Genomic DNA, 16,454 nt, shown 5'->3' with positions numbered 1-16,454 from the left:
GTGGTTGAGTGAGCGCCGCCACACAGCGAGCAGCTGTGGGTTTCCCACGCTCCTGCCCAAGAGGGGTCCCACCGATGAGAAGTTCCGGGTTCCGCCGCACCTGTACCGCAGCCATAGCCTCCGCGCTCGCCCTCACTGGTCTGGCCGCGTGCGGCTCGGGCAGCGAGGACACCGCCGGGGGCAAAACGCGTATCACTGTGAACTGCATGCCGCCGAAGAGCGCCAAGACCGACCGGCAGAGCTTCGAGGACGACATCAAGACGTTCGAGAAGGCGAACCCGGACATCGACGTCGTCGGCCGCGACGCCTTCCCCTGCCAGGACCCGAAGACCTTCGACGCGAAGCTCGCCGGCGGTCAGATGGAGGACGTCTTCTACACGTACTTCACGGACGCCAAGCACGTCGTCGACATCAACCAGGCGGCGGACATCACCTCGTACGTGAAGGAGATGAAGGGCTACAGCGACATGCAGCAGTCGCTGCGTGACGTCTACACCGTCGACGGCAAGGTCTACGGCGTTCCGCGGTCGAACTACTCGATGGGCCTCCTCTACAACAAGAAGCTCTTCCAGCAGGCCGGTCTCGACCCCGACAAGCCGCCGGCCACCTGGGAAGAGGTGCGGGCCGCCGCCAAGAAGATCGCGGGGCTCGGCAAGGGCTATGTGGGATACGCCGATTACAGCGCGCAGAACCAGGGCGGCTGGCACTTCACCGCCGAGATCTACTCGCAGGGCGGCGATGTCGTCACCCCGGACGGCAAGAAGGGGGCCGTCGACACCCCCGAGGGCAAGGCCGTCCTGCAGAACCTCAAGGACATGCGCTGGACCGACAACTCCATGGGGACCAAGCAGCTCCTGATCCTCAACGACGTCCAGCAGATGATGGGCTCCGGCAAGCTCGGTATGTACATCTCCGCGCCGGACAACGTGCCGATCCTGGTCAAGGAGAAGGGCGGCAAGTACGAGGACCTCGCGCTCGCCCCCATGCCCGGCGGCAAGGGCACGCTCATCGGCGGCGACGGCTACATGTTCAACAAGAAGGCCTCCCCCGAGCAGATCAGGGCCGGTCTGAAGTGGCTGGAGTTCGAGCCGAACGGTCCGGGCACCGGGCGTAACAACTGGAAGCGCGCCGCCGATCTGAAGGCCCCGGTCGGTCTGCCCGAGCCCCGGTTGTGGACCGGCGCCACGGACGCCAAGGACCAGGAGCTGAAGAAGCAGTACGCCAACGTCCCGGTCGAGAACTACCAGGCGTTCCTGGACGGCAGCCAGCAGCTCACCGCGAAGCTGGAGCCCCCGAAGGCCCAGCAGATCTACTCGGTCCTCGACGGGGCGGTCTCCGCGGTCCTCACCAAGGAGGACGCCGACATCGACGGTCTCCTGAAGGACGCCCAGTCCAAGATCGACGGAATCCTGGCACGAGGCTGACGCGTCGATGAAGACTGCCCAGGCCCCCCACCGGTCCGCCGCCGCGCCGCCCGCCACCCCGGGGCCGCGCCCGGCGGGCCGCGCCGCCGCGGGCCCACTCCGCCGCAAGCTGTCCCATCAGGCGCGCGCCTACGGGTTCCTGATCGGCGGCCTCATCTGCTTCGCGCTGTTCTCCTGGTACCCGGCGATCCGCGCGGTGATCATCGCCTTCCAGAAGTACACCCCCGGATCGGCTCCGGAGTGGGTCGGGACCGCCAACTTCACCCATGTCTTCGACGACCCCGAGTTCGGGGCGGCCTGGCGCAACACGCTCACCTTCACCCTGATCGCCCTGCTGATCGGCTTCGCGGTCCCGTTCGTGATGGCGCTCGTCCTCAATGAACTGCGCCACGCGAAGGCGTTCTTCCGCGTGGTCGTCTACCTCCCGGTGATGATCCCGCCGGTGGTCAGCGCCCTGCTGTGGAAGTGGTTCTACGATCCGGGCGCCGGTCTCGCCAACGAGGCGCTGCGCTTCCTCCATCTGCCCACCTCGAACTGGACCAACGGCGCGGACACCGCGCTCCTCTCCCTCGTCATCGTCGCGACCTGGGCGAACATGGGCGGCACGGTCCTGATCTATCTCGCCGCGCTCCAGGGCATCCCGGGGGAGCTGTACGAGGCCGCGGAGCTGGACGGCGCCAGCATCTGGCAGCGCGTGCGCCATGTGACCGTTCCGCAGACCCGCTTCATCATCCTGATGCTGATGCTGCTCCAGATCATCGCCACGATGCAGGTGTTCACGGAGCCCTTTGTGATCACCGGCGGCGGGCCGGAGAACTCCACCGTCACGATCCTCTATCTCATCTACAAGTACGCGTTCCTCTACAACGACTTCGGCGGGGCCTGCGCCCTGAGCGTGATGCTGTTGATCGTGCTCAGCCTCTTCTCCGCCCTCTATCTGCGGCTCACCCGCACCGACGACTGAGAGAGGAGCGCGGCGCATGACCCGACGTACCTCGGCCGTACGTACCCCCGCTGTACGCACCCCGGCCGTACGCACCCTCGTCTCCCCGCTCGCGCTCGCGAGCACCCGGGGCAGGACGCTGTACTGGATCGTCTTCTGCGGGGTCGTCCTCGCGTTCGTCCTGGCCTTCCTGTTCCCGGTGTACTGGATGGCCTCCGGGGCCATGAAGTCGCCGGACGAACTGGTGCGGACGCCGCCGACGCTGATCCCCGACAGCTGGCATCTCAGCGCGTACACCGATGCCTGGGACCTGATGCAGCTCCCCACGCATCTGTGGAACACCGTGGTCCAGGCCACCGGAGCCTGGATCCTCCAGATCGTCTTCTGTACGGCGGCGGCCTACGCCCTGTCCAAACTGAGGCCGGCGTTCGGGAAGGTGATCCTGGGCGGCATCCTCGCCACCCTGATGGTCCCCGCCCAGGCGCTGCTCGTACCGAAGTACCTGACCATCGCCGATCTGCCGCTGATCCACACCAGCCTGCTCAACGACCCGCTGGGGATCTGGCTGCCGGCCGTGGCCAACGCGTTCAACCTCTATCTGCTGAAGCGTTTCTTCGACCAGATCCCGCGCGATGTGCTGGAGGCGGCGGAGATCGACGGCGCGGGAAAGTTCCGTACCCTCTGGTCGATCCTGCTGCCCATGTCACGGCCGGTGCTCGGCGTGGTCTCCATCTTCGCGCTCGTCGCCGTGTGGCAGGACTTCCTCTGGCCGCTGATGGTCTTCTCGGACACCGACAAACAACCCATCAGCGTCGCGCTGGTCCAGCTGTCGCAGAACATCCCGCTGTCGGTACTCATCGCCGCCATGGTGATCGCCAGTATCCCGATGGTCCTGATGTTCCTGGTGTTCCAGCGCCACATCATCGCCGGCATCAGCGCCGGCAGCACCAAGGGCTGACCAGGACCCCCCAGGGCCAACATCGTGAAAGGAAGTCGTATGGAAGGCAGCCCTCTGGTGCCCGCCGACACGAATTGGTGGCGTGACGCCGCCATTTACCAGATCTACGTACGCAGCTTCGCCGACGGTGACGGAGACGGCACCGGAGATCTCGCGGGCGTACGGGCGAGGCTGCCGTATCTCGTGCGACTGGGGGTGGACGCCATCTGGTTCACCCCCTGGTATCTCTCGCCCCTCGCCGACGGCGGCTACGACGTGGCGGACTACCGGTCCATCGACCCCGCCTTCGGCACCCTCGCCGAGGCCGAGAAACTCATCGCCGAGGCGCGTGAACTGGGTATCCGTACGATCATCGACGTCGTACCCAACCATGTCTCCGACCAGCACGCCTGGTTCAAGGCCGCGCTGGCCGCCGGCTCCGGCAGCCCCGAGCGCGAACTGTTCCACTTCAGACCCGGGCGCGGCGAGAACGGTGAGATCCCGCCGAACGACTGGATCTCCGAGTTCGGCGGCACTCCCTGGACCCGGCTGGACGACGGCGAGTGGTATCTGCATCTCTTCGCCTCCGAGCAGCCCGACCTCAACTGGGCCCATCCCGCGGTGCGCCGGGAGCACGAGGACGTGCTGCGCTTCTGGTTCGAACGGGGCGTCGCCGGCGTACGGATCGACTCGGCCGCGCTGCTCGCCAAGGACCCGGCGCTGCCGGACTTCACCGCGGGCCGCGACCCGCATCCCTATGTCGACCTCGACGAACTGCATGACATCTACCGCTCCTGGCGCGCCATCGCCGATGAGTACGACGCCATCTTCGTCGGCGAGGTCTGGCTGCCCGACACCGAGCGGTTCGTGCGCTATCTACGCCCGGACGAACTGCACACGGCGTTCAACTTCAACTTCCTGGCCTGCCCCTGGGACGCGGATCTGCTGCGGACCGCGATCGACGAGACGGTCGCGGAGCACGCGCCCGTCGGCGCCCCGGCCACCTGGGTGCTCTGCAACCACGATGTGACCCGCACGGTCACCCGGTACGGGCGGGAGGCCAGCGGCTTCGACTTCGCGGCCAAGGCGTTCGGCACCCCGACGGACACCGAGCTCGGCACGCGCCGGGCGCGCGCCGCCGCGCTGCTGTCACTGGCGCTCCCCGGCGCCGTCTATCTCTACCAGGGCGAGGAACTGGGGCTGCCCGAGGTGGAGATCCCGCGCGACCGGATCCAGGATCCGATGCACTTCCGCTCCGGCGGCACGGACCCGGGGCGTGACGGCTGCCGGGTGCCGCTGCCCTGGACGGCGGACGCGCCCTACGCGGGGTTCGGCTCGGAGACCGAACCATGGCTGCCGCAGCCGGAGTCCTGGGGCTCGTACGCCGCGGATCTCCAGGGGGCCGATCCGGCGTCGATGCTCACCCTCTACCGTGAGGCCCTGCGGCTGCGCCGTACGGAACCGGGCTTCGGGGACGGGCCGATGAGCTGGCTGGAGGCCGCCGCCGGGGTGCTGTCCTTCACCCGAACCGACGGTCTGGTCTGTGTCGTCAACCTCGCGGAGGAACCGGCGGAACTCCCCGCCCACACACGTGTCCTGCTCACCAGCGGCCCGTTGGACGGCGGGCGCCTCCCGCGGGACACGGCGGCCTGGCTGCGGAGCTGAGCCACTGGACGGGTAGGCCCTGTCCGCGACGGGACCGCGGACCTACCCGTCCGGGCGACCGCGACAGCCGTGCCGTACAGCCCCCGTCCGCTCAGCTCGGATCCGTCCCGCTCAGGGCAGATCCCTGGGCGGACGGGGGCCGTCGTACCGGCCGCTCGGCCGCATCCGCAGCGGCCGTTCGCCGTACTCCTCGATGGCGTGCGCGATCCACCCCGCCGTACGGGCCACCGCGAAGACCGTCTCGCCCGCCTCGGCCGGCATCCCGGCGGTCACCGACAGCGCCGCCAGCGCCAGATCGACATTGGCGTGCAGAGTGACATGACGGGCGGTGGTGGACTCCACCTCGCGCGCCGCCGCCAGCACGGGACCCGCGCCCGGCAGCTCGGCCAGTACGGTGAACAGCGCCTCGGCGCGCGGGTCCCGGCCCGGATAGAGGCGGTGACCGAGCCCCGGCACCCGGCGGCCGGCCCGGAGATGGTCCGCCACCACGGCCGCCGCGCTGCCCCGCTCCAGCACGTCGGTCAGCATCCGGTGGGCGAGGCCGCTCGCCGCTCCGTGCAGCGGTCCCTCCAGCGCGCCGAGACCCGCCGACACCGCGGCATAGGGGTGCGCGCGGGCGGACGCGGCGACCCGGACGGCGAGCGTGGAAGCCGCCAGATCATGATCGATGAGCAGGGAAAGCGCCATGTCCAGGGCGCGTACGCCCGGTTCACCCGGCTCGCGCGCGGTCAGCCGCGACCACAGCCGGCGCGCCAGCAGGCCGTCACCGTCCCGGGGCGGGCCGACCGCGGGCAGCGCGTCCACGAGTGTGGGGATGAGCGTACGGGCGGTGGCCAGTACGGCGTCCCGCGAGAGGTCGAAGCGCAGCGGATCGGCGACCGAAGCCGCGATGGCCGCCACCCGCAGCCGGTCCGTCGGGCCGCTGTGCGCGGGCAGGGCCCCGACCGCGTGCCGGGCGGCGGCGAGGGCCTCGGCGGGGGCCGTGAACCGTACTCCCGTCCGCATCGTGTCCGCCCAGAGCCAGTCGGCGATCTCCTCGTAGTGGAAGCGTCGCGCGAGCTCCGTCGCGTCCACCCCCCGGAAGTAGTAGCGGTCCGTGTCGATGAGGGTGATGCCGGTCCTGATCTGAAAGGCGTCGCTGCCCGCCGAGGGCTCGCGCCTGCCCCTGCGGACGAGCGCGTCGACCTCTCCGGCGTCGAAGGTGCTGCCGCGTCCCGCCGGGTCGCGGCGGCTGGAGAGCTGGCCCCGGCTGACATACGCGTAGACCGTCTCCGGCTTCACCCCGAGCCGCTCGGCCGCCTCCCGGGTGGTCAGCCGCTGTTCCTGGTCGTCCATGGCCTCACCGTACACGTATTGATTCAATCAATATTGACAGTGATTGAGTAAAGCATGGACAGTCGAATCAAGCCCAAGGAGGAACCATGCCGACCACCGGGACCACCGGGACCACCGGGACCACGGGGACCGCCACCCCCGCCACCCCCGCCACCACACCTGCCGTCACCCCGGCCCGCGCTCCGGCCCCTGCCGCCGTACCGCGCGGACTCGCCGGCGTCGTGGTTACCGACACCGCGCTCGGGGATGTCAGAGGAGCCGAGGGCTTCTACCACTACCGCCAGTACTCCGCCGTCGAACTGGCCAGGGAGCGGAGCTTCGAGGACGTCTGGTACCTGATGTTCCACGGCGCACTGCCGGACGCCGCCCGGCGGGCGGAGTTCACCGAGCTGACCGCCCGCCTGCGCCGGCTGCCCGAGGACGTCGGGGCAGCACTGCCCGTCATCGCCGGGGCCTCCGCCCGGTCAGGACCGCTCGCCGGGCTGCGCACCGCCCTCTCGCTCTTCGGTGCCCGCGCCGGGCTGCGCCCGCTGTACGACATCGACGCCGACGCACGCCGTACGGACGCCCTCGCGGCCTGCGCCGCCGTACCGACGATGCTGACGGCCCTGTACCGGCTCGGCCAGGGCCTGGCACCGGTCGAACCGCGTGACGATCTGCCCCACGCCGCGAACTACCTCTACATGCTCACCGGTTCGGAACCGGACCCCGAGCGGGCGCGGGCGATCGAGCGCTATCTGATCTCCACCATCGACCACGGTTTCAACGCCTCCACCTTCACCGCCCGGGTCATCGCCTCCACCGGGGCCGATCTGGCCGCCGCTCTGGTGGGCGCCGTAGGGGCGCTCTCGGGACCGCTGCACGGCGGCGCGCCGAGCCGGGCACTCGACACCCTCGACGCCATCGGGACCGTGGACCGTATCGACCCCTGGATCAGGGAACGCGTCGGCGCGGGGGACCGGATCATGGGCTTCGGACACCCCGTCTACCGCACCGAGGACCCCCGCTCCCGGATGCTGCGCGAGATCGCCGAGAGCTTCGGCGGCCCGCTGGCCGACTTCGCCGTCCAGGTCGAGTCACGGGTCGAGGCGATCCTCGCCGAACTGAAGCCGGGCCGCGAGCTGCACACCAATGTGGAGTTCTACGCGGGCGTGGTCATGGAGCTGTGCGGGCTGCCGCGTGCGATGTTCACACCGACCTTCGCCGCCGCTCGGGTGGTCGGCTGGAGCGCCAATATCCTGGAGCAGGCGGCGGACTCCAAGATCATCCGCCCGGCGGCCCGCTATGTGGGACCGCCCCCGCCCCAGCCGGTGCCGGCCGGCTGAGCGGGACGGAACCGGACCCGGCACGGCACGGAGGCGCGCGTGAGCAGGAAGCAGCAGATCCCGGTGGTCATCCTCACCGGCTTTCTGGGATCGGGCAAGACGACCTTGCTCAACCATCTGCTGCGCCGCCGCGCGGGCAACAGGATCGCGGTGGTCGTCAATGACTTCGGCGCCATCGAGATCGACACCATGACGGTCGCGGGACAGGTCGGCTCGACGGTCTCGCTCGGCAACGGCTGTCTGTGCTGCGCCGTGGACGCGAGCGAACTCGACGGCTATCTGGAGCGGCTGACCCGGCCGTCCGCCCGGATCGACATCGTCGTCATCGAGGCCAGCGGACTGGCGGAACCGCAGGAACTCGTCCGGATGATCCTCACCGGCGACCATCCGCACGCCGTGTACGGGGGACTGGTCCAGGTCGTCGACGCCGCCGAGTTCGACGCCACCCGGGCGCGCCACCCCGAGATCGACCGGCATATCTCGATCGCCGATCTCGTGGTGCTCAACAAGACCGACCGGGTGGCGGAGGCGGAACACCGGCGCGTCCTCGCCACCTTGGAGGGACTGGGTCCGGGGACGCCGGTGGTCTCCGCCTCGTACGGGCGGATCGATCCGGAACTGCTCTTCGACCCGGCGGTCCGTCCCGACGAGGACGAGAAGGCGCGCCAGCTCTCCTTCGAGGACCTGTACGAGGACACGCACGGTGCCCATGACGATCCCACGTCCCACGACGATCACGCGTCCCACCACGGGCATCTCCACGCGGCCTACGACAGCGTGTCCTTCACCGCCGGGGCACCGATGAACCCGCGGCGGCTCATGGCCTTCCTCGACTCCCGGCCGCCTGGGCTCTACCGGATCAAGGGATTCGTCGACTTCGGGCCGGCCGACCCGGCCAACCGCTACGCCCTGCACGCGGTCGGCCGGTCGCTGCGCTTCCACCCGGCGCCCTGGGGCCGCGGCGAGGAACGCCTCACCCAACTGGTGCTGATCGGCTCGGGAATCGACCGGGAGGCCCTGCTCAAGGAGCTGGACGCCTGCCAGGAGACGGAACCGCGGGACGCCCCCGCCGTCGACCGGAGCGGCATGTGGGGCGTCCTGCGTTACGTACCCGACCTGACCGAGCCCGATCCCGTACCCGACCTGACCGAGCCCGATCCCGACCTGACCGAGTCCGAGTCCGAAAGCCTGGACCCGGACCCGGAGCCGGACATGCCGTGAACGGGCCGTCCGTCAGTGCGCGGGGCCGGCCAGTGTCTCGACCGCCTTCGTGAACGGCGTACCCGAACCGTCCCGGCGCGGATCGGGCTCCGGCAACTCCACCGGGGTCCCGGTCTTCGTGGCCGCCCGTGCCGGACTCGCTCCCGCCCAGGCCAGGACCAGCATGTCCTCCCCCTTCAGGAACCGGTGACAGCGCACACCGCCCGTGGCCCGCCCCTTGCGCGGGTACTGGTCGAACGGGGTGAGCTTGGCCGTACGCGCCGAATCGTCCAGCGTGCCGTGCGAGCCGGTGACCGTGAAGACCATGCCGTCCACCGCCGGATCCACCGCGGTGAAGGAGATCACCGAGGCGCCCTCGGCGAGCTTGACGCCCGCCATACCGCCCGCGGGCCGGCCCTGCGGCCGTACCTGCGAGGCCGGATAGCGCAGCAGTTGGGCGTCGGAGGTGATGAACACCAGATCCTCCTCGCCGGTCCGCAGCTCCGCGCCGCCGATGATCCGGTCGCCCTCCTTGAGGGTGATGACCTCCAACTCGTCCTTGTTGGACGGATAGTCGGGCACCACCCGCTTGACCACACCCTGGAGCGTCCCCAGCGCGAGTCCCGGGGACGACTCGTCCAGCGTGGTCAGACAGACCAGCTCCTCGTCACCCTCCAGCGCGAGGAACTCCGAGACAGGCGCCCCGCCGGACAGACTCGGCGCCGAGGCCGTGTCCGGCAGCTGGGGCAGGTCGATCACCGCGATCCGCAGCAGCCGTCCGGTGGAGGTCACCGCGCCGATGTCACCGCGCGCCGTCGCCGGCACGGCCGAGACGATCACATCGTGCTTGACGCGCTTGCCGTCACCGCCCTCCAGCGGCTCGCCATTGACCGTACGAGCCAGCAGACCGGTGGACGAGAGCAGCACCCGGCACGGGTCGTCAGCCACCTCCAGCGGCACCGACGCGACGGACGAACTCGCGGACTCCAGCAGCACCGTGCGCCGCGGGGTGCCGAACTTCTTGGACACCGCGGCCAGTTCGGACGAGACCAGCTTGCGCAGCTCGGCGTCCGACTCCAGGATTCCGGTCAGCTCGTCGATCTCGCCGTTGAGCCGGTCGCGCTCGCTCTCCAACTCGATCCGGTCGAACCGGGTGAGCCGGCGCAGCGGCGTGTCCAGGATGTACTGCGTCTGGATGTCGCTGAGCGAGAAGCGCTCGATCAGCCGCTCCTTGGCCTGCGCGGAATTGTCGCTCGACCGGATGATCCGGATGACCTCATCGATGTCGATGAGCGCGACGAGCAGCCCCTCGACCAGGTGAAGCCGGTCACGCCGCTTCGTCCGCCGGAACTCGCTGCGCCGCCGCACCACCGTGAAGCGGTGGTCGAGATAGACCTCAAGCAGCTCCTTCAGGCCCAGCGTCAGCGGCTGGCCGTCGACCAGCGCCACATTGTTGATCCCGAAGGTCTCCTCCATCGGCGTGAGCTTGTAGAGCTGCTCAAGCACCGCCTCGGGCACGAAACCGTTCTTGACCTCGATGACCAGGCGCAGTCCGTGTGCCCGGTCCGTGAGGTCCTTGACATCCGCGATGCCCTGGAGCTTCTTGGCCGAGACCAGATCCTTGATCTTCGCGATCACCTTCTCGGGACCGACCGTGAACGGCAGTTCCGTGATGACCAGGCCCTTGCGGCGCGCGGAGACATCCTCGACCGTGGCGGTGGACCGGATCTTGAAGGTGCCCCGGCCCTTCTCGTAGGCGTCCTTGATGCCGGTCAGCCCGACGATCCGGCCACCGGTGGGCAGATCGGGGCCCGGCACGAAACGCATCAGCGTGTCCAGGTCGGCGCCCGGGTGCTTGATCAGATGGCGTGCGGCCGCCACGACCTCGCCGAGATTGTGCGGCGGCATGTTCGTCGCCATCCCGACCGCGATCCCCGAGGCGCCATTGACCAGCAGGTTCGGATACGCGGCCGGAAGCGTGACCGGTTCCCGCTCCTGGCCGTCGTAATTTGACTCGAAATCGACGGTGTCCTCGTCGATCGACTCCGTCATCAGTGACGTGGCGTCGGCCATCCGGCACTCGGTGTAACGCATGGCGGCCGGCGGGTCGTCGTTGCCGAGCGAACCGAAGTTGCCATGGCCGTCCACCAGCGGCAGCCGCATGGAGAACGGCTGTGCCATGCGGACCATGGCGTCATAGATCGACGCGTCTCCGTGCGGATGGAGCTTGCCCATCACCTCACCCACGACGCGCGCGCACTTCACATAGCCGCGGTCGGGGCGCAGGCCCATCTCGTTCATCTGGTACACGATGCGGCGGTGCACGGGCTTCATACCGTCGCGGGCGTCCGGCAGGGCCCGGGAGTAGATCACCGAATAGGCGTACTCAAGGAAGGAGCCCTGCATTTCATCGACCACGTCGATGTCGAGGATCTTCTCCTCGAAGTCCTCCGGCGGCGGGGTCTTCGTGCTGCGGCGGGCCATCGCGGCTGCGGCTCCTTCACAGTTCTGAACGGCAACTTCTCTGACTGACGCGGACCATTGTGGACCGCGCCACTGACAACCCCGACCTCGACCCGTCGTTGAGCACGCGTCGGGGGTGCCCGGCACCGGGAACTTCGCCAGGTGCGAGCACGCTTGCATACAGTGGCAGGACTTCTCCATATCGCGATCGAAGGGACGTACATGCCCATGGGTCACACGGCCACAGCGCAGGCCGGTTCCGGCGGCCTGACAGCGACCGAGCACCGCCTGGCCAACGGCCTGCGCGTGGTGCTCTCCGAGGACCACCTGACCCCGGTCGCCGCGGTGTGCCTCTGGTACGACGTCGGCTCACGCCACGAGGTCAAGGGCCGTACGGGACTCGCCCACCTCTTCGAGCACCTGATGTTCCAGGGCTCGGCGCAGGTGAAGGGGAACGGCCACTTCGAGCTGGTGCAGGGGGCAGGCGGCTCCCTGAACGGCACCACCAGCTTCGAGCGCACCAACTATTTCGAGACGATGCCCACCCACCAGCTGGAGCTGGCGCTCTGGCTGGAAGCCGACCGGATGGGCTCACTGCTCGCCGCGCTCGACGACGAGTCCATGGAGAACCAGCGGGACGTCGTCAAGAACGAGCGCCGTCAGCGGTACGACAATGTGCCCTACGGTACGGCCTTCGAGCGGCTGACCGCGCTCGCGTACCCCGAGGGCCATCCGTACCACCACACCCCGATCGGCTCGATGGCCGACCTGGACGCGGCGACCCTGGAGGACGCCCGCGCCTTCTTCCGTACGAACTACGCGCCGAACAACGCGGTGCTCTCGGTCGTCGGCGACATCGACCCCGAGCAGACACTCGCCTGGATCGAGAAGTACTTCGGCTCGATCCCGTCCCACGACGGCAAGCAGCCGCCGCGCGACGGCTCGCTCCCCGACACCATCGGTGAGCAGCTGCGCGAGGAGGTCCACGAGGAGGTCCCGGCGCGCGCGCTGATGGCCGCCTACCGGCTGCCGCACGACGGCACCCGTGAGTGCGACGCCGCGGATCTGGCGCTGACCGTCCTCGGTGGCGGCGAGTCCTCCCGGCTCCACAACCGGCTGGTGCGCCGCGACCGGACCGCGGTCGCCGCGGGCTTCGGGCTGCTGCGCCTGGCGGGCGCGCCCTCCCTCGGCTGGCTGGACGTGAAGACGTCCGGCGGTGTCGAGGTCCCGGAGATCGAGGCCGCGGTCGACGAGGAGCTGGCACGCTTCGCCGCCGAGGGCCCCACCGCGGAGGAGATGGAGCGGGCCCAGGCCCAGCTGGAGCGCGAGTGGCTGGACCGGCTCGGTACGGTCGCCGGCCGCGCCGACGAGCTGTGCAGGTTCGCCGTGCTCTTCGGCGACCCGCAGCTGGCGCTGACCGCCGTGACTCGCGTGCTGGACGTCACCGCCGAAGAGGTACGAGCCGTCGCCGCGGCGCGGCTGCGCCCCGACAACCGCGCGGTGCTGGTCTACGAGCCGATCACCGCCGACGGCGACGACGCCTCCGCCGATGAAGACGAGACCGACGAGCACGAGGGGGCGGACCAGTGACCGACGCTGCCGTGACCATGGACTTCCACCCGCGCCCGACAGCGGGCGAGGCTCGCCCCTGGGCCTTCCCCGCCCCCGGGCGCGGCGCTCTCGACAACGGCCTGACGGTGCTGCGCTGCGACCGTCCCGGGCAGCAGGTGGTGGCGGTCGAGATCAATCTCGACGCCCCGCTGGACGCCGAGCCCGAGGGGCTCGACGGCATCGCCACGATCATGGCGCGGGCGTTCTCCGAGGGCACCGACAAGCACAGCGCCGAGGAGTTCGCCGCCGAGCTGGAGCGCTGCGGCGCCACACTCGACGCGCACGCCGACCACCCGGGCGTCCGGCTCTCCCTGGAGGTCCCGGTCTCCCGGCTGCCCAAGGCGCTCGGCCTGCTCGCCGAGGCGCTGCGCGCCCCCGCCTTCGCGGACAGCGAGATCGAGCGGCTCGTACGCAACCGCCTCGACGAGATCCCGCACGAGACCGCCAACCCGGCCCGCCGTGCCGCCAAGCAGCTCGCCAAGGAGCTGTTCCCGGCGTCCTCGCGGATGTCACGGCCGCGCCAGGGCACCGAGGAGACGGTGGAGCGCATCGACTCCGCCGGCGTGCGCGCCTTCTACGAGGCCTACGTACGCCCCGCCACCGCCACCGCCACCGCCGTGATCGTCGGTGATCTCACCGGCGTCGATCTGGACGAGGTCCTCGCCGACACCCTCGGCAGCTGGACGGGCGACACCGTCGCACCCCGTCCCGTACCGCCCGTGACCGCAGACGACACGGGCCGCGTGGTGATCGTGGACCGCCCCGGCGCCGTGCAGACCCAGCTGCTGATCGGCCGCATCGGTGCCGACCGGCACGACCGGGTCTGGCCCGCCCAGGTCCTCGGCGCGTACTGCCTGGGCGGCACGCTCACCTCGCGGCTCGACCGCGTGCTGCGCGAGGAGAAGGGCTACACCTACGGTGTCCGGGCCTTCGCCCAGGTGCTGCGCTCCTCGGCACCCGACGCCCCGGGCGGTGCGACCGGCGCGGCGATGCTCGCCATCAGCGGCTCCGTGGACACCGCGTCCACCGGCCCGGCGCTGGACGACCTCTGGACGGTGCTGCGCACCCTCGCGGCCGAGGGGCTGACCGACGCCGAGCGCGATGTGGCCGTCCAGAACCTGGTGGGGGTGGCCCCGCTGAAGTACGAGACGGCGGCCTCCGTGGCGGGCACGCTGGCCGACCAGGTCGAGCAGTTCCTCCCGGACGACTTCCAGGCGCAGCTGTACGCGCGGCTGGCCGAGACCGGCACGGTCGAGGCGACGGCCGCGGCCGTCAACGCCTTCCCGGTGGACCGGCTCGTCACCGTCCTCGTCGGTGACGCCGCCCAGATCAAGGAGCCGGTCACGGCTCTCGGGATCGGTGAAGTGACGGTCGTCACCGGCTGATCCGGCCTCTCCATGGAACCCCGGCGGCATCGGCCGCCGGGGTTTCCCTTTATGTCCGTGTTTGATGGGGAGAGTGGCTGTCTGTCCTGTGGTGTGCGCTACAAAGGGGCCTGTCTGTTTGGTGATTGAAAGACGACCCGCTTAACGTCGGTCCGGCTGTTCGCCGGTTACGCCGCGTCCGCGGCATCGGACAGTCATCGCCGAGTCCCCGTCAGGCGCGAGCCCGGGGAGCCGGGGACCCATGAAGTCCCTGGGGTGAATCGGACGGCCTTCGCGGCTCGATCGCGCGGAGGGGTCCGTAGGAGACCTTCCTGCTCCGAACCCGTCAGCTAACCCGGTAGGCGAGAAGGAAGGAAAGGACCAGCCACTCCATGGCGTTCACCCGTGCCACCGGGAAGCATCGTGCCCGCGGCCGTACGATCCGCAGGAGCGCGCATGTCGCGGGCGCCGCGACACTCACCGCCACCGGCGTCATCAGCACTCTCGCGGCCTCCCCGGCGTTCGCCGCCGACACCGATGTGACCGCCGCCCGGCAGACCGGTCTGACCCAGGCCCTGGTCATCAACGACTCCCTCGCCGGCACCATCGACGCCCAGGCCGACGCGCAGGCCCGGGCCGCCGCCGAGGCCAAGGCGAAGGCGGAGGCGGCACGCGAGGCCGAGGCCCGCGCCAAGGAGATCCGTGCCGAGAAGGAGCGCGCGGCGCGGGCCGCGGAGCGTGAGCGCCTCAACGCCTTCCAGCTCCCCATCGCCGGCTCGTATGTCACCACCGGATACCGGGCGGGCGGTTCGCTCTGGTCCTCCGGCAGCCACTCGGGCGTCGACTTCCGCGCCGCCTCCGGCACGTCCGTCGTCGCCGTGGGGGCGGGCACCGTGGTCGAGGCGGGCTGGGGCGGCTCGTACGGCAACAACATCGTCCTGCGGATGAGCGACGGCACGTACACCCAGTACGGGCACCTCTCCTCGATCGGTGTCGCCGTCGGCCAGAGCGTCACCCCGGGGCAGCGGATCGGCGTCTCGGGCGCGACCGGCAACGCCACCGGGCCGCACCTGCACTTCGAGGCCAGGACGGGCCCGGACTACGGCTCGGACATCGACCCCGTCGCGTATCTGCGCGCGCACGGCGTGAACGTCTGACCACTCCGCCACCCGAAGGCCCCGGCGCACGCCGGGGCCTTCGGTGTTCCGCCCGTGCCCGCCGCGCCCTGCCACGGTCCGCTGGCCAAAAGATATCCATGGATTACGGGCACCCATCGGAAATTCGCGATGACTGCAATAGAGTCACGGAACAGGAGTCAATCGGCTGCATGTCGCGCGGATTAAGGCGGAGGTTCGGATATGCGCGTTCCCGCGCACTCGGTATGCACGGCGATTCGCGACGACATCGTCTCCGGTGTATTCGAACGTGGCGGCCGGCTCACGGAGGAGCAGCTGGCACGGCGCTACGGCGTCTCCCGCGTCCCGGTGCGCGAGGCCCTGCGCACGCTGGAGGCCGAGGGCTTCGTGACCACCCGCCGCCATGTCGGCGCCTGTGTGGCCGAGCCCACGGAGCTGGAGGCGGCGGACCTGCTTGAGGTGCGGCTGCTGCTGGAGCCGCTGGGCGCCGCGCGCGCCGCCCAGCGCCGTACGGAAGCCCATCTCAAGGTCCTGCGTGGCCTGGTCAGACTGGGGCAGGAGCGGGCCCGCAGAGGCCAGGGCGAGGATCTGCGCTCGCTCGGCGCGTGGTTCCACGAGACGCTCGCCCAGGCGTCGGGCAGCCCGGCCCTGACCGCCCCGCTCACCCAGCTCCGGCACAAGATCGCCTGGATGTATGTGGTCGACCGGCCCGCCAGCCCCGTGGAGTCCTGGGCGGAGCACGGCGCGATCGTGGACGCCGTGGCGCGCGGCGACGCGGAGCGGGCGCGGGCGCTGACGGCGCTGCACGCGGAGCGGACCGCGTCGGTTCACCGGCTGAAGCGGCCGGAGCGCGGCCGGGAAAAGGTGAGGGCTTCGCAACATGCCGTAAACATCGCGGGCGTCCGCAATTAACATGCACGCCGTATACAAAGAAGAGAAAAAGGCGGGGTGCTTTTCCGGTGCCCGCACGGAAAACGGAGCCGCATCCCGTACTCGACCCCCGTATGCGGGCCGTCGCGCGCGGCCTCGTACAGATCGCGGGCCCCTGGCC

General features: G+C 70.0%; 12 protein-coding genes and 1 riboswitch. Of the genes, 10 read left to right on the top strand and 2 right to left on the bottom strand.

What is annotated here, in order from left to right:
- Positions 1-74: 74 nt before the first annotated feature.
- The 4 genes from AB0M67_RS32300 to AB0M67_RS32285 are packed head-to-tail and all read left to right on the top strand — an operon-like array spanning position 75 to position 4,969.
- A complete protein-coding gene (locus AB0M67_RS32300) occupies positions 75-1,424 on the top strand; it encodes an extracellular solute-binding protein (protein ID WP_365751111.1) in 1,350 nt (449 codons plus the stop codon).
- A 7-nt stretch (positions 1,425-1,431) separates the two neighbouring features.
- Entirely contained in the window at positions 1,432-2,388 is a 957-nt protein-coding gene (locus AB0M67_RS32295; protein WP_365751110.1) for a sugar ABC transporter permease, read from the top strand.
- Between the two features lie 16 nt (positions 2,389-2,404).
- Positions 2,405-3,325 carry a carbohydrate ABC transporter permease gene (locus tag AB0M67_RS32290; protein ID WP_365751109.1) on the top strand — a complete coding sequence of 307 codons (921 nt, stop codon included), beginning with the start codon at positions 2,405-2,407 and terminating at the stop codon, positions 3,323-3,325.
- A 39-nt stretch (positions 3,326-3,364) separates the two neighbouring features.
- Positions 3,365-4,969 carry a glycoside hydrolase family 13 protein gene (locus tag AB0M67_RS32285; RefSeq protein ID WP_365751108.1) on the top strand — a complete coding sequence of 535 codons (1,605 nt, stop codon included), beginning with the start codon at positions 3,365-3,367 and terminating at the stop codon, positions 4,967-4,969.
- A gap of 111 nt (positions 4,970-5,080) precedes the next feature.
- On the opposite strand, the gene AB0M67_RS32280 is transcribed toward AB0M67_RS32285, so the two are convergent.
- Positions 5,081-6,304: a citrate synthase gene (locus tag AB0M67_RS32280; RefSeq protein WP_365751107.1), complete on the bottom strand. Its 1,224-nt coding sequence runs from the start codon at positions 6,302-6,304 to the stop codon at positions 5,081-5,083.
- A gap of 86 nt (positions 6,305-6,390) precedes the next feature.
- Between AB0M67_RS32280 and AB0M67_RS32275 the strand changes: the two genes are divergently transcribed.
- Together AB0M67_RS32275 and AB0M67_RS32270 are read left to right on the top strand one after the other, a co-directional pair.
- On the top strand, positions 6,391-7,629 hold the full coding sequence (locus tag AB0M67_RS32275) for a citrate synthase (protein WP_365751106.1): 1,239 nt from the start codon (positions 6,391-6,393) through the stop codon (positions 7,627-7,629).
- Positions 7,630-7,668: 39 nt separating this feature from the next.
- On the top strand, positions 7,669-8,850 hold the full coding sequence (locus AB0M67_RS32270) for a GTP-binding protein (RefSeq protein WP_365751105.1): 1,182 nt from the start codon (positions 7,669-7,671) through the stop codon (positions 8,848-8,850).
- Between the two features lie 12 nt (positions 8,851-8,862).
- Here the strand turns inward: AB0M67_RS32270 and AB0M67_RS32265 are convergent, their stop codons facing one another.
- Positions 8,863-11,313: a DNA topoisomerase IV subunit A gene (locus AB0M67_RS32265; protein ID WP_365751104.1), complete on the bottom strand. Its 2,451-nt coding sequence runs from the start codon at positions 11,311-11,313 to the stop codon at positions 8,863-8,865.
- A 201-nt stretch (positions 11,314-11,514) separates the two neighbouring features.
- Between AB0M67_RS32265 and AB0M67_RS32260 the strand changes: the two genes are divergently transcribed.
- From AB0M67_RS32260 to AB0M67_RS32245, 4 genes are all read left to right on the top strand, one after another.
- Positions 11,515-12,882, top strand: coding sequence for a pitrilysin family protein (locus tag AB0M67_RS32260; RefSeq protein ID WP_365751180.1), 1,368 nt, complete (start codon positions 11,515-11,517; stop codon positions 12,880-12,882).
- Positions 12,883-12,899: 17 nt separating this feature from the next.
- Complete coding sequence (locus AB0M67_RS32255) at positions 12,900-14,288, top strand: pitrilysin family protein (protein ID WP_365751179.1); 1,389 nt, start codon at positions 12,900-12,902, stop codon at positions 14,286-14,288.
- A 188-nt stretch (positions 14,289-14,476) separates the two neighbouring features.
- A riboswitch (cyclic di-AMP (ydaO/yuaA leader) is annotated at positions 14,477-14,646 on the top strand.
- 13 nt (positions 14,647-14,659) lie between these two features.
- Entirely contained in the window at positions 14,660-15,424 is a 765-nt protein-coding gene (locus AB0M67_RS32250; protein WP_365751103.1) for a M23 family metallopeptidase, read from the top strand.
- Positions 15,425-15,625: 201 nt separating this feature from the next.
- Positions 15,626-16,315: a GntR family transcriptional regulator gene (locus AB0M67_RS32245; RefSeq protein WP_365751102.1), complete on the top strand. Its 690-nt coding sequence runs from the start codon at positions 15,626-15,628 to the stop codon at positions 16,313-16,315.
- Positions 16,316-16,454: the final 139 nt, after the last annotated feature.

Origin of the sequence: Streptomyces sp. NPDC051662 (assembly GCF_040681655.1) — a bacterium.
Taxonomy (GTDB): domain Bacteria; phylum Actinomycetota; class Actinomycetes; order Streptomycetales; family Streptomycetaceae; genus Streptomyces.
The sequence above is the reverse complement of the archived record's forward strand: the minus strand, read 5'-3'. Positions and strand labels throughout refer to the sequence as shown.